General features: G+C 70.1%; 19 protein-coding genes and 2 tRNA genes. 7 read left to right on the forward strand and 14 right to left on the reverse strand.

Annotated features, from left to right (window positions below; translation table 11 throughout):
* Positions 1–62 precede the first annotated feature (62 nt).
* The 3 genes from QFW80_RS04185 to QFW80_RS04195 all read left to right on the forward strand — a co-directional run bounded on the left by QFW80_RS04185 (position 63) and on the right by QFW80_RS04195 (position 820).
* Positions 63–138, forward strand: a tRNA-Ala gene (locus QFW80_RS04185).
* A gap of 50 nt (positions 139–188) precedes the next feature.
* Positions 189–264, forward strand: a tRNA-Glu gene (locus QFW80_RS04190).
* A 343-nt stretch (positions 265–607) separates the two neighbouring features.
* A complete protein-coding gene (locus QFW80_RS04195) occupies positions 608–820 on the forward strand; it encodes a hypothetical protein (protein WP_280600049.1) in 213 nt (70 codons plus the stop codon).
* A 21-nt stretch (positions 821–841) separates the two neighbouring features.
* Here the strand turns inward: QFW80_RS04195 and QFW80_RS04200 are convergent, their stop codons facing one another.
* Both QFW80_RS04200 and ppsR read right to left on the reverse strand, forming a co-directional pair.
* Positions 842–1,345 carry a DUF1249 domain-containing protein gene (locus QFW80_RS04200; RefSeq protein WP_280600050.1) on the reverse strand — a complete coding sequence of 168 codons (504 nt, stop codon included), beginning with the start codon at positions 1,343–1,345 and terminating at the stop codon, positions 842–844.
* Positions 1,346–1,498: 153 nt separating this feature from the next.
* Entirely contained in the window at positions 1,499–2,320 is an 822-nt protein-coding gene (gene ppsR / locus QFW80_RS04205) for a posphoenolpyruvate synthetase regulatory kinase/phosphorylase PpsR (protein WP_280600053.1), read from the reverse strand.
* A 103-nt stretch (positions 2,321–2,423) separates the two neighbouring features.
* Here ppsR and ppsA point away from each other — a divergent pair, with 103 nt between their 5' ends.
* Positions 2,424–4,832 carry a phosphoenolpyruvate synthase gene (gene ppsA, locus QFW80_RS04210; protein ID WP_280600054.1) on the forward strand — a complete coding sequence of 803 codons (2,409 nt, stop codon included), beginning with the start codon at positions 2,424–2,426 and terminating at the stop codon, positions 4,830–4,832.
* An 84-nt stretch (positions 4,833–4,916) separates the two neighbouring features.
* The gene (locus tag QFW80_RS04215) at positions 4,917–5,831 is read left to right on the forward strand and encodes a mechanosensitive ion channel family protein (RefSeq protein WP_280600055.1); all 915 of its coding nucleotides are present in this window, start codon (positions 4,917–4,919) and stop codon (positions 5,829–5,831) included.
* 48 nt (positions 5,832–5,879) lie between these two features.
* Here the strand turns inward: QFW80_RS04215 and orn are convergent, their stop codons facing one another.
* On the reverse strand, positions 5,880–6,446 hold the full coding sequence (gene orn, locus QFW80_RS04220) for an oligoribonuclease (protein ID WP_280600611.1): 567 nt from the start codon (positions 6,444–6,446) through the stop codon (positions 5,880–5,882).
* A 64-nt stretch (positions 6,447–6,510) separates the two neighbouring features.
* Here orn and QFW80_RS04225 point away from each other — a divergent pair, with 64 nt between their 5' ends.
* Complete coding sequence (locus tag QFW80_RS04225; protein ID WP_280600057.1) at positions 6,511–6,990, forward strand: DUF2721 domain-containing protein; 480 nt, start codon at positions 6,511–6,513, stop codon at positions 6,988–6,990.
* Between the two features lie 134 nt (positions 6,991–7,124).
* Here the strand turns inward: QFW80_RS04225 and tadA are convergent, their stop codons facing one another.
* The 7 genes from tadA to QFW80_RS04260 all read right to left on the reverse strand — a co-directional run bounded on the left by tadA (position 7,125) and on the right by QFW80_RS04260 (position 14,381).
* The gene (tadA, locus tag QFW80_RS04230; protein ID WP_425603497.1) at positions 7,125–7,658 is read right to left on the reverse strand and encodes a tRNA adenosine(34) deaminase TadA; all 534 of its coding nucleotides are present in this window, start codon (positions 7,656–7,658) and stop codon (positions 7,125–7,127) included.
* 20 nt (positions 7,659–7,678) lie between these two features.
* A complete protein-coding gene (locus QFW80_RS04235; protein ID WP_280600059.1) occupies positions 7,679–8,665 on the reverse strand; it encodes an aldo/keto reductase in 987 nt (328 codons plus the stop codon).
* A gap of 211 nt (positions 8,666–8,876) precedes the next feature.
* Entirely contained in the window at positions 8,877–9,377 is a 501-nt protein-coding gene (locus QFW80_RS04240; RefSeq protein ID WP_280600060.1) for a hypothetical protein, read from the reverse strand.
* 53 nt (positions 9,378–9,430) lie between these two features.
* Positions 9,431–10,996 carry a glutamine-hydrolyzing GMP synthase gene (guaA, locus tag QFW80_RS04245; RefSeq protein ID WP_280600061.1) on the reverse strand — a complete coding sequence of 522 codons (1,566 nt, stop codon included), beginning with the start codon at positions 10,994–10,996 and terminating at the stop codon, positions 9,431–9,433.
* A 40-nt stretch (positions 10,997–11,036) separates the two neighbouring features.
* Positions 11,037–11,669 carry a LysE family translocator gene (locus QFW80_RS04250; RefSeq protein WP_280600063.1) on the reverse strand — a complete coding sequence of 211 codons (633 nt, stop codon included), beginning with the start codon at positions 11,667–11,669 and terminating at the stop codon, positions 11,037–11,039.
* Between the two features lie 45 nt (positions 11,670–11,714).
* Positions 11,715–13,172 carry an IMP dehydrogenase gene (gene guaB, locus QFW80_RS04255; protein WP_280600064.1) on the reverse strand — a complete coding sequence of 486 codons (1,458 nt, stop codon included), beginning with the start codon at positions 13,170–13,172 and terminating at the stop codon, positions 11,715–11,717.
* A gap of 336 nt (positions 13,173–13,508) precedes the next feature.
* On the reverse strand, positions 13,509–14,381 hold the full coding sequence (locus QFW80_RS04260) for a cytochrome c oxidase assembly protein (RefSeq protein WP_280600065.1): 873 nt from the start codon (positions 14,379–14,381) through the stop codon (positions 13,509–13,511).
* A gap of 39 nt (positions 14,382–14,420) precedes the next feature.
* Here QFW80_RS04260 and QFW80_RS04265 point away from each other — a divergent pair, with 39 nt between their 5' ends.
* A complete protein-coding gene (locus tag QFW80_RS04265; protein ID WP_280600066.1) occupies positions 14,421–14,957 on the forward strand; it encodes a CopD family protein in 537 nt (178 codons plus the stop codon).
* Here QFW80_RS04265 and QFW80_RS04270 read toward each other — a convergent pair.
* The 4 genes from QFW80_RS04270 to QFW80_RS04285 are packed head-to-tail and all read right to left on the reverse strand — an operon-like array spanning position 14,903 to position 18,955.
* The gene (locus QFW80_RS04270) at positions 14,903–15,433 is read right to left on the reverse strand and encodes a DUF2231 domain-containing protein (RefSeq protein WP_280600067.1); all 531 of its coding nucleotides are present in this window, start codon (positions 15,431–15,433) and stop codon (positions 14,903–14,905) included. The two genes, QFW80_RS04265 and QFW80_RS04270, sit on opposite strands and share 55 nt — an antisense overlap.
* Before the next feature lie 8 nt (positions 15,434–15,441).
* The gene (locus QFW80_RS04275; RefSeq protein ID WP_280600068.1) at positions 15,442–15,774 is read right to left on the reverse strand and encodes a hypothetical protein; all 333 of its coding nucleotides are present in this window, start codon (positions 15,772–15,774) and stop codon (positions 15,442–15,444) included.
* Positions 15,771–18,290: a cytochrome c oxidase subunit I gene (gene ctaD / locus QFW80_RS04280; protein ID WP_280600069.1), complete on the reverse strand. Its 2,520-nt coding sequence runs from the start codon at positions 18,288–18,290 to the stop codon at positions 15,771–15,773. Before ctaD ends, QFW80_RS04275 begins: the two co-directional genes overlap by 4 nt.
* The gene (locus QFW80_RS04285; RefSeq protein ID WP_280600070.1) at positions 18,287–18,955 is read right to left on the reverse strand and encodes a cytochrome c oxidase subunit II; all 669 of its coding nucleotides are present in this window, start codon (positions 18,953–18,955) and stop codon (positions 18,287–18,289) included. The genes ctaD and QFW80_RS04285 overlap by 4 nt, the downstream gene beginning before the upstream one ends.
* Positions 18,956–19,078 lie beyond the last annotated feature (123 nt).

Raw genomic sequence — 19,078 nt, forward strand, 5'->3', positions numbered from 1 at the left:
GCATTGCAGGTTGTTGACGACCCGCGCACCGGACCTCTACAATTTCGCGCTTTCCAGCCCGTGGGGCCATAGCTCAGCTGGGAGAGCGCCTGCATGGCATGCAGGAGGTCGGCGGTTCGATCCCGCCTGGCTCCACCAAAGTTTCCGTCGCCGAGGCCGCGCGGGAACGTGAACCAAAGCGACACTGCGTCCCCATCGTCTAGAGGCCTAGGACATTACCCTTTCACGGTAGCGACCGGGGTTCGAATCCCCGTGGGGACGCCACTCTTCAGCCGACGCCCGCGCAAGCGGGCGTCGTCATTTTTCCCACCAGTGTTTGCTTGCCCTCAGACGGGGCGCCGGCATCCGCCGCCGTGCGCCATACCCGACGACCCGAGCCCCGACGCAGGTCCCGTCCCCCGTTGTCCTGGCGCACGCCAGCCGCGACATCGCCCCGAACCCACGCAGCGTGGTGCGGCCGCGTGGTCGATACCCCGCACCCTTCCCTGCAAGGTCAGTCTTTTCCTACCCGCTCCGGCCGGATTCCCCGACTGCATGGACGTCCCGCCAGGGAGGATGCTCTGCGCGCGGCCCCACGGCCGCCACATGAAGATCCAGGAGCACGACCATGGAACGCACGTTGATCGCGGTGGAACCCGACGGACCGGACTGGCAGGTCCGGATCGACCACTACGCAGTGGCCCGCCACGTCGAGCGCGCGGTCGCGATCGCGCGGGCCACGGAGATGGCGCGCGACTGCCACGCCTCGATCGGCGTGCCGACGGGGGTACGCCTGCGCTTCCGCTGCGGCGACAACGTGCTGGTGGGCGCCTGCGGCTGAACGGCCGCCCCGCCGGGCGGCTCAGCCGGCGATCGGCACCGTGGACAGGGGCTCGGGGGGCGATTCACTGCGCCGGAGCGTGGCGACGCCGTGGCCGCTCTCGGCCAGGTACTGCAGCCACTTGCCGAGGAAGGTGTTCATGCGCATGCGGTGGTCCAGCAGTTCGGCCGGCGGTGGATACATGCCGATCACGTCCTGCCAGCGGCGGCCCACATAGCAGTGGGTCGCCTCGGCCTGCTTCGCATCGCGGTACAGGCGCAGGAACGCGGACGGGTCCGGCTCGCCGGTGACCGGGTCGCGCAGGGTGTAGGTGAGCCGCAGCTCGGTGGTGTAGACGTGCTGGTGCAGCACATCCAGCTGCACGTCGAGTCCGTTGCCGATCGTCGAGACGTACCGCCCGGGTGCGAGGTCGGCGGGCTCGAACAGGCGGGTCATGCGCCGGAAGTTCTCCGCGTACAGTCCCATGAGCCAGCCGAAGCGGCCGATCCGGGGAATGGTTGCGTGGCGGGCGGCGACGTCGTGCATGGATCGATCCTACACGCTGCGCTCGCACGCGTGCAGCATTGACGATCGCGGTTTTCGCCCCTACGTTAAGACTCCTGTACGACGCCTCCTGGCGCGCTGTTGCGCACCCGGCGCCAGCGCCCATGCAGCCGCGCCGCTGCGCGAACGCGCGCCTCAGTACATCACGCGCTGTATTCCCAGCGTCGACATCACCTTGCTGGAAATCTCCTCGATCGACACGTGGGTGGTGCTCAGCATCGGAATGCGTTCGGCACGGAACAGCTTCTCCGCCGCGGCCACCTCCCGCTGGCAGGTGTCCAGTCTGGCGTAGCGCGAATCCGGCCGGCGTTCTTGGCGGATCTGGTGCAGGCGCTGCGGATCGATGGTCAGCCCGAACAGCCGCGAACGGTACGGGCGCAGGCGCGGCGGCAGGCGGTCGTGCTCCAGGTCCTCTTCGGTGAGCGGATAGTTGGCCGCGCTCACGCCGTGGTGGAGCGCGAGGTAGATGCAGGTCGGGGTCTTGCCCGCGCGCGACACGGCCACCAGGATCACGTCGGCCGCGTCGTAGTTGATCGACATCCCGTCGTCGTGCGTGAGCGCGAAGTTCATCGCGTTGATGCGGCGGTGGTAGGTCTCGAAGTCGACCATGCCGTGCGCCTGACCGACCTTGGGCTGGCGCTGCTCGCCGAGCTCGGCCTCCAGCGGCGCGATGAACGGCGCGAATACGTCCAGCATCAGCGCCCCGCTCTGGGCGATGGCCGCGGAGATGTCCGGATCGACCGAGGAATTGACCACGATCGGCCGCAGCCCCTGCGCCTGCCCGCTGCTGCGGATGCGCTCGGCCACTTCCTGCGCGCGCTCGACGCTGTCGACGAACGGGATGCGGTGGGTGCTGAACTGGGTCCCGCTGAACTGGGTGAGCAGGCTGTGGCCGATGGTCTCGGCGGTGATACCGGTTCCATCGGACACGTAGAACACGGGACGGATCGTTGACAACGCTGTCTCCTCGCCACGGACGGAAGTCGTGGCCGATGTCGAGGCTAAAATAGCGTTTTCGGTCGGGCCACGCCCGGCCTTTTCGCCACTTCGGAGAGTCCCCTTGAACCAGCCTGCCCCGCAGCCGTCGCAATCGAAGGCGAACATCCTGTGGCTCCACGACCTGCGACTGACCGACCTGGCCCAGGTGGGCGGCAAGAACTCCTCGCTGGGCGAGATGATCGGCGAGCTGTCGGACCTCGGGGTGTCGGTGCCGGGCGGCTTCGCGACCACGGCCGACGCGTTCCGGGCCTTCATCGCCCACAACACCCTGCACCAGCGCATCTTCGATCGCCTCGCCACGCTCGACGTCGAGGACGTGCCCGCGCTGACGAAGGCCGGCGCCGAGATCCGCGGCTGGGTGATCGAGGCGCCGCTGCAGCCCGATCTCGATGCCGACATCCGCGCCGCCTATGCCAGGCTGGCGGCCGACAACGGCGGCGGCGACATCGCGGTGGCGGTGCGCTCGTCCGCGACCGCCGAGGACCTGCCCGACGCCTCCTTCGCCGGCCAGCAGGAGACCTTCCTCAACGTCACCGGCGCCGACGACGTGGTGCACAAGGTCAAGGAAGTCTTCGCCAGCCTGTACAACGACCGCGCCATCGCCTACCGCGTGCACCACGGCTTCAAGCACGAGGACGTGTTCCTGTCCGCGGGCGTGCAGCTGATGGTGCGCTCGGACGTGGGCGCCTCGGGCGTGCTGTTCACCCTCGATACCGAGTCGGGCTTCCGCGACGTGGTGTTCATCACCTCGAGCTACGGCCTGGGCGAGATGGTTGTGCAGGGCGCGGTGAACCCCGACGAGTTCTACGTCTACAAGCCCACGCTCGCGGCGGGCAAGCCGGCGATCCTGCGCCGCTCCATCGGCGCCAAGCAGCTGCGCATGGTGTATTCCGACCGGGACGGCGAGCGCGTGCGCACCGAGGACACGCCGGCCGAACTGCGCAACACGTTCTCGATCTCCGACGACGACGTGCAGGAGCTCGCGAAGCAGGCGCTGGTGATCGAGCGGCATTACCAGCGGCCGATGGACATCGAGTGGGCGAAGGACGGCGTCAGCGGCAAGCTGTTCATCGTCCAGGCGCGGCCGGAAACGGTGAAGTCGCGCACCCGCGCCACCCAGATCGAGCGCTACTCGCTCGAGCGTCGCGGCGACGTGGTCGCCGAAGGCCGCGCCATCGGCCAGAAGATCGGCAGCGGCGTGGCGCGCGTCGTGCGCAGGCTCGAGGACATGGAGCACGTGCAGCCCGGCGACGTGCTGGTGGCCGACATGACCGACCCGGACTGGGAGCCGGTGATGAAGCGCGCGTCGGCGATCGTCACCAACCGCGGCGGCCGCACCTGCCACGCCGCGATCATCGCGCGCGAGCTCGGCGTGCCGGCCGTGGTCGGCACCGGCAATGCGCTGGACGCGATCGAGGACGGCGTGGAGGTCACCGTGAGCTGCTCCGAGGGCGACACCGGCTACATCTACGCCGGCACCCTGCCCTTTGAGCGCATCACCACCGACCTGACCTCGATGCCCGAGGCGCCGCTCAAGATCATGATGAACGTCGCCAACCCCGAGCGCGCGTTCGACTTCGGCCAGCTGCCCAACGCCGGCATCGGTCTGGCGCGGCTGGAGATGATCATCGCCGCCCACATCGGCGTGCATCCAAACGCACTGCTCGAGTACGACCGCCAGGACGCGGAGACCCGGAAGAAGATCGACGCCAAGACCGCCGGCTACGCCTCGCCGGTGGACTTCTACGTGGGCCGGCTGGCCGAGGGCATCGCCACCCTCACCGCGTCGGTCGCGCCGCATCCGGTGATCGTGCGCCTGTCCGACTTCAAGTCCAACGAATACGCCAACCTGATCGGCGGCCCGGCCTACGAGCCGCACGAGGAGAACCCGATGATCGGCTTCCGCGGCGCCAGCCGCTATGTCGATCCCTCCTTCGCGAAGGCGTTCGCGCTGGAGTGCCAGGCGGTGCTGCGCGTGCGCAACGAGATGGGCCTGGAGAACCTGTGGGTCATGATCCCGTTCGTGCGCACGCTCGAGGAGGGCCGCAAGGTGATCGAGGTGCTGGCGGAGAACGGCCTGCGCCAGGGCGAGAACGGGCTGAAGATCATCATGATGTGCGAGGTGCCCTCCAACGCCCTGCTGGCCGAGGAGTTTCTGGAGATCTTCGACGGCTTCTCGATCGGCTCCAACGACCTCACCCAGCTCACGCTCGGGCTCGACCGCGATTCGTCGATCGTGGCCCACCTGTTCGACGAGCGGAACCCCGCGGTGAAGAAGCTGCTGTCGATGGCGATCCAGGCCGCGCGGGCCAAGGGCAAGTACGTGGGCATCTGCGGCCAGGGTCCGAGCGACCATCCCGATCTGGCGCAGTGGCTGATGGAGGAAGGCATCGAGTCGGTCTCGCTCAATCCCGACACCGTGGTCGACACCTGGCTCAGGCTGGCGCGCTCCAAGGCCAAGACGCGCTGATCACGCCGCGACCGCTAGCATCGGCCCGTCGGGCAACAGGCGCCCCGCTCCCGCGGGGCGTCGCCGTTTTCGAGGAGGCTGTGGATGGAAGCGATGCTGGGGATGGTGCGGGAGGGCGCGTGGACGACGATCGCCGCCTACTGGGGCGGCAGGATCCTGATCGCGTTGCTGGTGCTGTTCGTGGGCATCCGCCTGGCGAAGTGGCTGACGGGCCTGGCGGAGAAGGGCATGACCCGCAGCCACATCGAGCCCACGGCGGTGAGCTTCCTGCGCAAGGTGGTGTACGTCGCGCTGCTGGTGGTGCTGGCGCTGACCGTGCTGCAGGCGATCTTCGGCGTGGCGCCGACCTCGATGATCGCCGTGCTCGGCGCCGCCGGCCTGGCCATCGGCCTGGCGCTCAAGGATTCTCTGTCCAACGTCGCCTCGGGCGTGATGCTGGTCTCGCTCAAGCCGTTCCGGGTCGGCCACATCGTCACCATCAACGGCGTCACCGGCAAGGTGGAGGACGTGAGCATCTTCCAGACCCGCCTGCGCGGCGCGGACAACCAGGTGATCGTGATGCCCAACAGCCTGATCACCACCGATTCGATCATCAACCTCACGCCCGACACGATGCGCCGGGTGGAGATCGTGGTGGGAATCGGCTACGGCGACGACATCGACCACGCGCGCCGGGTCATCGAGGAGATCTTCGCCGCCGACGGCCGCCTGCTCGCCGATCCGCCGCCGGACGTGATGGTCTACGGGCTCGGCGACAACAGCGTGAATCTGGGCGTGCGCTGCCACGTGGCCAACGCCGACTGGTTCGCGGTGAAGTGCGCGCTGACCGAACAGATCAAGAAGCGTTTCGACGCCGAGGGCATCTCGATCCCGTACCCGCAGCGCGACGTGCACATGTACCACCATGCGGGCGCGGGAATGCCGGAACTGTCCGGCTCGAGCGGCGGACGTCCCGCCCTGCCCGGAATGCCCGGAACGTCGGAGCCGCAGACCGGCTGATCCGGAGAAAAACGCCCCGGAGGCCTGCGCTCCCAGCGGATGCGCGGCTCAGGCCGCCATCGCGCCCAGGTGGCGGCGATAGTGGCGCAGTTCCGCGATCGAATCGTGCACATCGCTCAGCGCGGTATGCGCGGAGTCCTTCTTCACGCCGGCCAGAACCTGCGGCGCCCACCGGCGCGCGAGTTCCTTGAGCGTGCTCACGTCGAGGTTGCGGTAGTGGAAGTGCCGCTCGAGCGCCGGCATCAGTCGGTGCAGGAAACGGCGGTCCTGGCAGATCGAGTTGCCGCACATCGGCGACTGCCGCGGCTCGACCCACTGCGCCAGGAAGTCGAGGGTCAGCGTCTCGGCCTCCACCATCGGCACGCCCTCCTCCAGCACCCGCCTCCACAGGCCGGACTTGCCGTGCTGGGCGCGGTTCCAGTCGTCCATCGCCTCCAGCGCGGACAGCGGGTGCGCGATCGCGAACGCCGGGCCCTCGGCAAGCACGTTGAGCTCGGCGTCGGTGATGACGGTGGCGATCTCCAGGATCGAGTCGCGGTCTGTATCCAGGCCGGTCATCTCCAGGTCGATCCAGGCCAGGCGGCCTTCGCCGTGCGCGGTGTCGTGCGGTGCCATGCGCTCGCGGTCGTAGTCGGGACGCGTCATGATAACCCTCACCGACCCTGCGCACCGACCGCACATGCCCCCCAACGCGACCCTCGCCCACTACGCGATCCTGACCGCGATGCTCGCGCCGGCGTTCTTCCTGACCGCCACCGCGGCCCTGCTCGGGTCGGCGAACGCGCGCCTGGCCCGGATCATCGACCGCGCCCGCAGCCTGCTCAAGGACCTGGCCGAAAGCGAGGATCCGGAGGAACGTTCCCTGCTGGAGCGCCGGATCGCGGTCCAGCGCCGCCGCAGCCTGATCATCCTGCGCGCCAGCCAGCTGCTGTACGTGGCGATCAGCTGCTTCGTGGCCACCAGCCTGCTGGTCGCCGGCGACTCGTTCTTCGACCATGTCTTCGGCCCGTGGCCGACCATCATGGCAGTCCTGGGCGTGCTGGCGATGTTCGGTTCGAGCCTGCTGCTGGCCAGCGAGGCGTCGATGGCGGTACGCGCGGTGAACGACGAGATGGACGACGCCCACCGCTTCGCCAACCGGCGCAGCCCGCTCCTGTGAGCCCCCGCGTGCCGGCAGGGCGACCGGTTCGCGGCGGGCGGACCCGGTGGCCGGGATGCGCGCGACGGCCGTGATTCCCGCCCGGTTGCCAGAGGCGGCAGGCGCTGCGGCTCAGCGCAGCCCAGACCGGCTCGCTAGGCCGATTCCGGGAATCCGTCCGGCCCGTCGAGCGGTGGCTTGCCCCGCTTGGCGCGGAAGTAGTTGCTGAGGCGGCGCCCCGCCTCCTCGCCCAGGACGCCGGCGGTCACGACGACACGATGGTTGTGGCGCGGATCGGCGATCAGGTCGAACACGCTTCCGCAGGCGCCGGTCTTGGGATCGGTCGCGCCGTACACCAGCCGCGCCACGCGCGCGTGGACGATGGCCATCGCGCACATCGCGCAGGGTTCGAGCGTCACGTACAGCGTGCTGCCGACCAGCCGGTGGTTGCCCAGCGCCTGCCCCCCCGCGCGCAGGGCCACGATCTCGGCGTGCGCGGTGGGATCGTGCGCGGCGATGTTGCGGTTGAAGCCCTCGCCGATCACGCGGCCGTCCGCGGCCACGAGGACCGCGCCCACGGGGATCTCGTCGAACTCGCGCTCCGCGCGGTCGGCCAGGGCGAATGCGTGCCGCATCCAGCGCTCGTCGTCCTCGCGCGCGGCAAGCGGCGGTGGCGGCACGGCGTCCATCGGGGGCCTCGCGCGCCCGGTCACCAGCGCTGGTGCACGTGCGGCCGGATGTCCTCGTCGTAGACCTTCGCGACCGCCGCCAGTGTCGCCTCGGGCAGCGCCGGCAGCTCGGCCGCGGCGATGTTGGCCAGCGCCTGGACGGGCGTGCGTGCGCCGGGGATCACCACGCTCACCGCGTCGTCCATCAAGATCCAGCGCAACGCCAACTGGGCCAGGGTGGCGCCGTCGGGCACCAGCGGACGCAGCTTCTCGACCGCGGCCAGGCCCACGTCGTACGGCACGCCGGCGAACGTCTCGCCCACATCGAACGCCTCGCCCTTGCGGTTGAACTGGCGATGGTCGTCGGACGCGAAGCGGGTGTCGGGGCCGAACTTGCCGCTGAGCAGGCCGCTGGCCAGCGGCACGCGCACGATCACCGCCACCTGCCGCTTCTGCGCCTCCCGGAAGAACAGCTGCGCCGGTCGCAGGCGGAACATGTTGTAGATGATCTGCACGCTGGCGACATTCGGGTACTCGATCGCCTTGAGCGCTTCTTCCACCCGCTCGACGCTCACGCCGTAGTGGCGCAGCTTGCCGCGCTCGACCAGGCGGTCCATGTGGTCGAAGATCTCGGGGTGGTAGTAGGCGTCGGTCGGCGGGCAATGCAGCTGCATTAAGTCGAGGCAGTCGGTCTCCAGGTTCTGCAGGCTGCGGTCGATCCAGCCCTCCAGGTTGGCGGCCGTATAGCCGTCCACCGTCTGCGCCGGCAGGCGCCGCCCGGCCTTGGTGGCGACGAACGGGCGCTCGCCACCGCGCTCCTTGAGCACGCGCGCGATCAGGCGCTCGGAATGGCCGTCGCCGTAGACGTCGGCGGTATCGATGAAGTCCAGCCCGGCGTCGAGGGCCGCGTGCAGCGCGGCGACGGATTCGACATCGTCCACCTTGCCCCAGGCTGCGCCGATCGCCCAGGCGCCGAAGCCGATCTCGCCCACGTTGCGGCCGGTCCGGCCGAAAGGTCTGGAATGCATCGTGTTCTCCGTGATACGGGGGCGGCGTGGCAACCCGGCGGCATCGCAAGGCGACGACCGGGCCGCCGAAGTCGCCGATTCTACCGCCAGGGGTCACGTCGCCGTGACGCGCCGGGTCGGCCCACGCCTGCACGCGCAGGCGTGCGGAGCCCGGACAGCCGCGATGCGTCCCGCGTCCGATGCCTGGACACGCGCGACGCGAGTCGCGCGGTCAGCCGCCGTAGCTCCAGACCTGGGCCGTCCCGCCATGGCTGCGCGTGCGCCAGAACGAACGCGACAGCTCCTCGCGGCCGCGGGACCGGCTGATCAGACGGTCGCCCAGCTTGGCCGTGCTGGTCGACTCCACCGTCGCCTTGCGGCGGTCGGGAGCAATCGTCACCGTGCCGATGGTGTAGCTCACGTCGATCGTGACCAGACCTCCCGTCTGCTCCGACATCTGGCGCATGAAGCCCAGCATCTTCCGGCTGACGTCACAGGATTCGGGCCCATCGAGCGTTTCGCTCGCATCCCCGCCCGGGGTGCGCTCGGTCAGTTCCAGCGCATAGTCGTCCGCGATCCCCGCGCAGATGGCCTCTTCGTCGAAGGCCCGAAGCGCTTCGAGCTGGGTGCGGTAATGGGCTCGAACGTCGGCCTCGTCGATCGAACGCCCGTGGTCATACGCGATCAGGGCGGCGATCCCCACGCCACCCAGCAACAGCAGCTTCACCAGCATCGTTTTCCCCTTTCCACGACGGATCCAGCCCCTCCCCGGAGCCTGGCCCGATATTACTCCCACTCGATCGTCGCCGGCGGCTTGCCGGAGATATCGTAGACCACGCGCGAGATGCCGCGCAGTTCGTTGATGATGCGGTTGGACACGGTGCCGAGGAACTCGTATGGCAGGTGCGCCCAGTGCGCGGTCATGAAGTCGATCGTCTCCACTGCGCGCAGCGCGATCACCCATTCGTACGCACGCGCGTCGCCGACCACGCCGACGGATTTCACCGGCAGGAACACCGCGAACGCCTGCGAGGTGCGGTCGTACAGGTCGGCCTTGCGCAGTTCCTCGATGAAGATCGCATCGGCCTTCGCCAGCAGTTCCGCGTATTCGCGCTTCACTTCGCCCAGGATGCGCACGCCCAGGCCCGGGCCGGGGAACGGGTGGCGATAGACCATGGTGCGCGGCAGTCCTAGCTCCACGCCCAGGCGCCGCACCTCGTCCTTGAACAGCTCGCGCAGCGGCTCGACCAGGCCGAGCTTCATGTGTTCGGGCAGGCCGCCGACATTGTGGTGGCTCTTGATGACGTGGGCCTTGCCGGTCTTGCTGCCGGCCGACTCGATCACGTCCGGATAGATCGTGCCCTGCGCCAGCCACCTCGCGTTCGCGAGCTTCCCCGACTCCTCTTCGAAGATCTCGACGAACAGGTTGCCGATGATCTTGCGCTTGGCTTCCGGGTCGGCCACGCCCTCGAGCGCGGCGAAATAGCGGTCGGCGGCATCGACGCGGATGACCTTGACGCCCATGTGCTCGGCGAACATCGCCATCACCTGGTCGCCTTCCTGCCAGCGCAGCAGGCCGGTGTCGACGAACACGCAGGTGAGCTGGTCGCCGATCGCCTTGTGCAGCAGTGCCGCGACCACGGACGAATCGACTCCGCCCGACAGGCCCAGAATCACCTCGTCGTCGCCGACCTGCTCGCGCACGCGCGCGACCTGGTCCTCGATGATGTGCGCCGCCGTCCACAGCGTGGCGCAGCCGCAGACCTCGACCAGGAACCGGCGCAGCAGGGTCTGCCCCTGCAGCGTGTGCGTGACCTCGGGGTGGAACTGCACGCCGTACCAGCGCTTGTCTTCGTTCGCCATCGCCGCGACCGGGATGCGGTCGGTGGTGGCGGTCACGGTGAAGCCCGGCGGCACCTGCGAGACATGGTCGCCGTGGCTCATCCACACGTTCAGCCGCGACTTGCCCGGGTGGTCGGTGAGCCCGGAGAACAGCGCATCGGCGTGCACCACGTCGACTTCGGCATGGCCGAACTCGCGCTGGTCCGCCGCCTCGGTGGCGCCGCCCAGCTGCGCCGCCATGGTCTGCATGCCGTAGCAGATGCCGAGCAGCGGCAGGCCGCAGTCGAAGACTTCCCGCGGCGCGGACGGCGCGCCGGGCAGCGTGGTCGACTCCGGCCCGCCCGACAGGATGATGCCCTTCGCGCCAAACGCGGCGATCTCGGCCGGGTCGTGGTCCCAGGCCCAGATCTCGCAGTAGACGCCGATCTCGCGGATGCGGCGCGCGATCAGCTGCGTGTACTGCGCGCCGAAGTCGAAGATCAGGATCTTGTCGCTGTGGATGTCCGTCATGCGGCGGGTGTCTGCATCTTGGTGGAAAGGATGGAAGCGCTCACCGGCGCGCGTCGGTGGCCATGCGCACGGCGAGGCCACCGAGCACGGTCGCCATCAGCCAGCGCTGGAATGTCGACCAGGCCGGACGGGCGGCAAGCAAGGTGGCGACGGAGCCGGCGGCAAGGACGATGCAGGCGTTCACCAGCACGCTGATGGCGATCTGGCTCGTGCCCAGCACCAGCGTCTGCGCGAGCACGCCACCTTGCGCCGGATCGATGAACTGGGGCAGCAGCGACAGGTACATCACCGCGATCTTCGGGTTGAGCACGTTGGTCAGCAGGCCCATCGCGAACAGTTTGCGCGGGCCGTCCGGGCGCAATGTCCGCACCTCGAAGGGAGAGCGGCCGCCGGGCCGGATCGCCTGCCATGCCAGCCACAGCAGGTAGAGCGCGCCGGCGATCCGCAGCGTGTCGTAGGCGTAGGGCACCGCCATCACCAGTGCGGTGATCCCGAACGCGGCGCAGAGCATATAGAACACGAAGCCCGCCGCCACGCCGCCGAGCGAAATCAGCCCGGCCACGCGCCCTTGGCAGATCGAACGCGACACCAGGTAGACCACGTTCGGGCCGGGCGTCAGCACCATGCCCAGCGCGACCAGGGAGAAACCGAGCAGGCTCGACAATTCCGGCATTTCCGTCCGTCCTCAGCGACCCGACGCCCGGGCCCGTGCGCAACCTCACCCCATCCGGTAGTTCGGCGGTTCCTTGGTGATCTGCACGTCGTGCACGTGGCTCTCGCGCTGGCCGGCGCCGGTGATCTTCACGAACTGCGGCTTGTTGCGCATCTCCTCGACGGTCGCGCAGCCGACGTAGCCCATCGTCGCGCGCAGGCCACCGGCCAGCTGGTGCACCACGCCGGCAAGCGGGCCGCGGTACGGCACCCGGCCCTCGATGCCTTCGGGGACGAGTTTGTCGGCGTCGCTGGCGTCCTGGAAGTAGCGATCCTTGCTGCCCTTCTCCATCGCGCCGAGCGAACCCATGCCGCGATAGCTCTTGTAGCTGCGGCCCTGGAACAGCTCGGTCTCGCCGGGCGATTCCTCGGTGCCGGCGAACAGGCCGCCGATCATGATCGAGGACGCGCCCGCCGCGAGCGCCTTGCCCAGGTCGCCGGAATAGCGGATGCCGCCGTCGGCGATCAGCGGGATGCGGTCCTGCAGCGCTTCGGCCACCATCGACACCGCGGTCACCTGCGGCACGCCGACGCCGGCAACCATGCGCGTGGTGCAGATCGAGCCCGGGCCCACGCCCACCTTCACCGCATCGGCGCCGGCATCCATCAGCGCCAGCGCGGCGTCGCCGCTGACGATGTTGCCGGCCACCACCTGCAGGTTCGGGAAGGTCTTCTTGACCCAGGCCACGCGGTCGAGCACGCCCTGGGAGTGCCCGTGCGCGGTGTCCACGACCACCACGTCCACGCCCGCGGCGACCACCAGTTCGATGCGATGCTCGGTGTCGCCGCCCACACCCACCGCGGCGCCGACCAGCAGCTGCTCGTCGGCGTCGTAGGCGGCGTTCGGGTTGTCGGACTTCTTCTGGATGTCCTTGACCGTGATCAGGCCGCGCAGCTCGAACGCATCGTTGACCACCAGCACCTTCTCGATGCGGTGCCTGTGCAGCAGGCCGATGACCTCGTCGTCGCTGGCGCCCTCCTTCACCGTGACCAGGCGATCCTTCTTGGTCATGATGTTGCGCACCGGGTCGTCGAGCTTCTTCTCGAAGCGCATGTCGCGCCCGGTGACGATGCCCACCAGCTGGCCCTGATCGACCACCGGCACGCCGGAGATGCGGCGCGCGCGGGTGAGCTTGAGCACCTCGCCGATGGTGGTGTCGGGGCTGACCGTGAACGGCTCGCGGATCACTCCGGCCTCGAAATTCTTGACCTGCTGCACCTCGGCCGCCTGGCGCTCGGCGCTCAGGTTCTTGTGCACGATGCCGATGCCGCCGAGCTGGGCCATGGCGATGGCCAGGCGCGCCTCGGTCACCGTGTCCATCGCCGCCGAGACGATCGGCAGGTTCAGGCGCAGGGACTTGGTGAGCCGGGTGGCGAGCGAGACGTCCTTGGGCAGGACGGTGGAATGCGCGGGGACGAGGGAAACGTCGTCGTACGTCAGTGCTTCAGCCTGGATGCGGAGCATCGGCAGTCCCGGGATCGGTGGGGAAGCGCGGCATTATACCGCGCTGCGGCAATTCCCGGCACGGCGGCGTGGGCGGTCCGCTGCGTCGCAGTCGGGAGGGCAATCGGCTGGTGCCGATGCGGCGGCCCGACGCCCGCCCTCACCGCCTTTCGACCGGTCCCGCGGATAATCGCGCCGTGCCCCGCATTCCCACCAGCCGCCGGCCCGGGCGCGACCGTTCCGGTGTGCGCATCGCACCCGGCGCTGGTATCGGTCGGCAGCCAGGGGGCGTCATCTCGCCCCCCCGCTCGGCCATGCCTCCCCGGGATCGCGTGCGGACGCAGCGCGGTCGCCGGCTCAGCGGGGCCGGCGCCCACTCCGCCGCAGTTCACGCGCCAGCAGCCACAGCGCGCCCGCCAGGTACGGCAGGCAGGCCGGCACCCACATCACCAGCCCCGCCAGTTGCTGGTCGGCGAGTGGATCCAGCCCGAGCTGCGGTGCCCGCCCGGCGTAGACCGGATACAGCACCCGGCCGGAGAAGGTCAGCAGCGCCCCCAGGAACCCCATCTGCATCATGACCACCACCACCGCCACGGCGCCGGCGAGCGCGCCGCCGGAATCGTCGCGCAGCCGCTGCCACAGAAGCGCCCACAGCCACAGCCCGGCGACCAGGAAGCTGCCGTGCATCAGCCAGTGCACTGGTTCGCTACGCAGCGCCCACGCCAGCGCGGCCGGCAGGTGCCAGCCCCACATCACCGCCACGTTCGCGGCGGTCGCGGCCGCCAGCGACCGGCTCACCGGTCCCTGGACCGCGCGCAGCCCGCGATGGAGCGCCGTCGACCACGACCGCGGCAGGCCCGCGGCCAGTCCCGCCACCGGCCGCGCCGCGAGCAGCAGCGGTGGCGCCACCGCCAGCAGCAGCATGTGCTGGGCCATGTGCGCCGCCAGCGACCATTCCCCCAGCGCATCGAACGGCCACACCGTCGCCAGCAGCATCGCCGCCAGACCGGCCATGCAGGCGCCGGCCTCGGCACGCGAGACGCCGCGTCCCGCGTGGCCGCCGCGCCACAGCCGGACGATGCCGACCGCGTACGCCGCGGCGAACGCCAGCAGAGGCAGCAGCAGCCACGGCGACAGCGTCCATGCATCATGCAGGGCGGGCGGTCCGTCGCCGCGGGAATGCGCCGACCCCGTCGCCGGGATCGCCAGTCCCGCCGCCAGCGCGGCCATCCGACACGTCCATGCTCCGGCACCCTTCGGAGGCCGCCGATGCTGTTCTGGCTGAAGGTCGCCCACATCGCCAGCATGGCGGTGTGGTTCACCGGACTGTTCCTGATGGCGCGACTGTTCGCGGCCCGTCGCCTGGGCCAGCGCGACGGTCGCGACGCCTTCTTCAATCCCGTGGCGAACCGCCTGTTTTTCCGCATCGCCACCCCGGCGGGGGTGCTGACGATCGGATTCGGGATGATGTTGATTCCATGGGCCACTCCGGGCGGCTGGCTGGTGGCCAAGCTGTGCCTGGTGACCCTCGTGGTGCTGCTGCACCTGTGGCTCGGCGCCCACCTGCATGCGCTCGGGCACGGCCGGCGGGTGCGTGGCGTCGCACTGCTCACCGGCGTGCTGGCCTGGGCGCCCCTGGTGCTGCTGCTGGGCATCGCCGCGCTCACGGGCGCCAAGCCGCGCAGCGCGGGCGACCTGCCGGCGCCCGGCGCAGCCCGTGCCGCCGATGGCGACCTCACGCACGCGCCGCCTCATTCGTCCAGCGCCTCGTCGGCCGCATCGGCCGAGTCCGCATCCGGCCGGTGACCGTACACGCCGATTCCGTGGCCGAAGGTGAGCGTTCCGCCCAGCCAGCCGACCACCAGCACCATCAGGAACGTGAACCCCGATTGCAGCAGGCCCCACGGCCAGATCGCACCGTGGTCCGGCGCGCGCAGCCAGACGCCCATCGCCGCCAGCGCCAGCAGCATCACCCCGGCCACGAAGTGGCTCCACACCGACACGTGCCGGCGCGCGAGCCGGATCAGGAACATGTCGCTGATCCCCAGCACCGCTGCCAGCAGCCCGCTGCCCAGGCCCAGCACGTTGAGCCACCAGGCCGCCGTCGCCCAGAACCCGTCGCCGGTCCACAGGAACAGCGCGTCGGCCGGCAGCAGCAGGCTCAGCGCGGCGACCGGGTACACCACGATGATCGGATGCAGCGGATGCTGGCGGAACGCGACCCGGCTGGCGACCGTGGGGCTGCGCTCTTCGGCGACGGGCTGTTCGAGGGTCTTGCGCATGCGGGCCTTCATTCACACGGAAGCAGGAGGAACATCGGCAGCGAGGTGAAGCCGATCGCGACCGCGGCCAGCAGCGACAGGATCGCGACCAGGCGCGCTGCGAACGCGCCGTCCGCCCTGCCCGGCTCGCGCAGTCGACGCCAGGCGCGCAGCCCGATCCAGCCCACCGCCGCCAGGGCCAGCACCGTGGCTACGCCCATCGCGACGCGGGTGGCGACATCGCTCCAGCCGCGCGCGCATCCCAGCCCCTGCAGCGAGTAGACGGCGGCGAAGTGCAGGCCCCACGCCGCCATCGGTGCGGCGATCCACGTAAACCGGCGCGGGCGTCGCGGCGCGCTCACTGCAGCACCGGGAACAGGTGCACGACTGCCCAGCCGATGGCCGCCTGCACGACGGCATAGCGCAGGAAGGCCCCCGCGACGCGCCATTCCAGCTCGCGCCCCGCGCGCACATGGCCGCGCACGACACGCGCGGCCGCGAACCCGCACAGCAGCGCCGCCACGGCCAGGTGCAGTGCGCAAAACCCCGCCAGCGTCCACACCACGGCGGCATAGGCGTGCGCCTGCGGGGCGCCGACCGATGCGGATAGCGACAGCGGATGGGCCAGCGCGAAACCCGCGGCCGCAAGCGCAGCCAGCGCCATGGCCACGCTCGCGGCGCGGCCCTGGGCCGCGCGCAGCGACACGCTTGCACGCCAGCCCGCGATGCCCGCGCCGGCCAGCAGCAGCAGGGGCCATGCATGCGACAGCTCTGGCGCCATGGGCGGTTGTCCGGCCGGTGGCCAGGCCTCCGCGCCGAGCCACAGGTAGAAATAGGCGAACACCAGCGACGCGAACAGCGAGCCCACGATCAGCAGCGTCCCCACCACCGCCCACCAGCCCGGCGCGTTGCGCGCGGCATATTGCGGCGGCAGGCGCGTGCCCTCCTCCGCCTGGATCGTGTCTGGCGCGCGGCGGTGGCCCGTGGTCCACGCCCAGGCGAGGAACAGCGCCACCAGCGGCAGCAGGCAGGCGGCGGCCAGCGCATACAGGCCGGCGATGAAGCACGCCAGCAGCGCCGCGATCACCAGCGCGCAGGCCAGCGGCAGCCACGAGGATCCGGACAGGAACACCACCTGCTCCGGACGCGCCGACACCGGACCGGTGCCCAGCAGCTCGCGCCGGCCGCTGGCCGGGTCGCCGAGCAGGCCGTCGGTGCGCGCGCTGCGCGCGGCCAGGCCGCGGTCGTGCCACAGCGGATACAGGTCGCCCACCACCGGCATCGAGGCGAAGTTGTAGTTCGGAACCGGCGCCCGCAGCGCCCATTCCAGCGTGCCGGCACGCCAGGGGTTCGCGCGTCCGCGCCGCCCGTGGACGAAGCACAGGCCGGCATCGACCAGGATCGCGACGATTCCCACCGCCAGCACGAAGCCCGCGGCGGTCGAAAGAAGATTGAGCCATTCCACGCCCAGCTCCGGCGAATACGTGTACACCCGCCGCGGCATGCCCAGCAGGCCGGTGAGATGCATCGGCAGGAAGGTCAGGTTGAAGCCGACGAACACCAGCCAGAACGCCGTGCGGCTGGTGCTCTCCGACGGCATGCGTCCCGTGGCCAGCGGCAACCAGTAGTACAGACCCGCGAACAGCGGGAACATCATCCCGCCGATCAGCACGTAGTGCAGGTGCGCGACCACGAAATGGGTGTCGTGCGCCTGCCAGTCGAACGGCACGAAAGCCAGCATCACCCCGGTCAGCCCGCCGAGCACGAACACGAAGAAGAAGCCGAAGATGTGCAGCATCGGCAGCCGCAGCCAGGGCCGGCCCGACCACAGCGTCGCGATCCACGCGAAGACCTGGATCGCGGTCGGGATCGCCACCGCCATGCTCGCCGCGCTGAAGAACGCCAGCGCCAGCAGCGGGATGCCGACCGCGAACATGTGGTGCACCCACAGCCCGAAGCTGAGGAAGCCCGTCGCCACCAGCGCCAGCACGATCCAGCTGTAGCCCACCACCGGGCGCCGGGCAAAGGTGGGCACCACCATCGACACCACGCCGGCGGCGGGCAGGAAGATGATGTAGACCTCCGGGTGCCCGAACAGCCAGAACAGGTGCTGCCACAGCAGCGGGTCGCCGCCCAGCGCGGGGTCGAAGAACACGAAGCCGAACGCGCGCTGCAGTTCCAGCAGGATGCTGGCCAGGATCAGCGGCGGGAAGCCGAGCGCGATCATGAAGGCCATCACCAGGATCGCCCAGGCGAACAGCGGCATGCGGCGGATGTCCATGCCCGGCGCGCGCGTGACCAGGATGGCCACGATCAGCTCCACCGCCGCGGTCACCGCCGCGATCTCGGCGAAGGTCACCCCGAGCAGCCAGAAGTCCGCGCCCTTGCCCGGTGAATAGGTCGCATCGGTCAGCGGCACGTACATGAACCAGCCGCCGTCGGGCGCGGCGTCGAACAGCAGGCTCGAGTACAGGAACAGGCCGCCGAACAGGTAGCACCACCAGCCGAACGCGCTCAGCCGCGGGAACGGCAGGTCGCGCGCGCCGATCATCTTCGGCAGCAGGTACATCGCGAAGCCTTCCATGATCGGCACCGCGAACAGGAACATCATCGTGGTCCCGTGCAGGGTCACGAACTGGTTGTAGCGGCGCGGGTCGAGCACCTCGGCGTCGAACCAGGCCAGCTGCAGCCGGATGAACATCGACAGCAGGCCGCCCACCAGCAGGAAGCCGAAGCCGGCGACGATGAAGCGCAGCGCGATGGTGCCGTGGTTGACCGCGGTGAGCTGGCCGGCCAGGCCGGGGCCGTTGGCCCAGATGCGGTCGAGCGCGGACAGGCGCTGCGCGTGGATGCGGTCGTCGCCGGGCGCCGCGCTCACCGCAGGCCACCTTCGATATCGCCACGCGCCTGACCGGCCAGCCAGGCACGGTAGCCGCGCGCATCGCGCACCTCGACCGCGAACGCCATGCGCGCATGCTCCAGGCCGCAGAACTCCGCGCACTGCCCGCGCATCGGCACCGCGCGGTCGGCGCGCAGGCGCAGCACGTTGGTGCGGCCCGGAATCGCGTCCACCTTCCCGCCCAGGCGCGGGATCCAGAAGCTGTGGATCACGTCCTCGGCGCGCACTTCGAACTCCACCATCTCGCCCAGCGGCAGGACCAGCCGGTCGATCGACGTGGCGCGCACTGCGCCGTCGCGGTCCAGGTAGTCGAACTGCCACTGCCACTGGCGCGCGGTGACGCGCACCACGTGCGCAGCGTCTTCCCCGCGCCCGGTCACGCGGTCACTGGCCAGCGTGCCGTAGGTGAGCAGCGCCGCCAGCAGCACGGTGGGCAGCGCGACCCCGCCGACCAGGATCAGCCGCTGCCCGGCGGCCGCGGCCAGCGCACGGCCACGGCGCATCGCCAGCAGCGCGAGCGCGATGACGATCGTCCATGCCACGCACGCCCCGCCGACCATCAGCCACCAGCCGGTCGCGATCTCCGCGGCCGCCGGGCCGGCCGGATCCAGGGCCGACTGCGGCCCGCGGCACGCCGCCAGCATCAGCGCGCCGAATCCGGCGATGGCGCCGCAGCGGTATGCGCACCGGTGGTTGGCGATGATCTGGCTCCTTCGCGCGTCCCCGCCCGCGTCGCGGGCATGCAGGAGCAGGAGTGTGGCGCGGCG

This window comes from Luteimonas rhizosphaericola (assembly GCF_029888045.1).
In the GTDB taxonomy this organism is placed as follows: domain Bacteria; phylum Pseudomonadota; class Gammaproteobacteria; order Xanthomonadales; family Xanthomonadaceae; genus Luteimonas; species Luteimonas rhizosphaericola.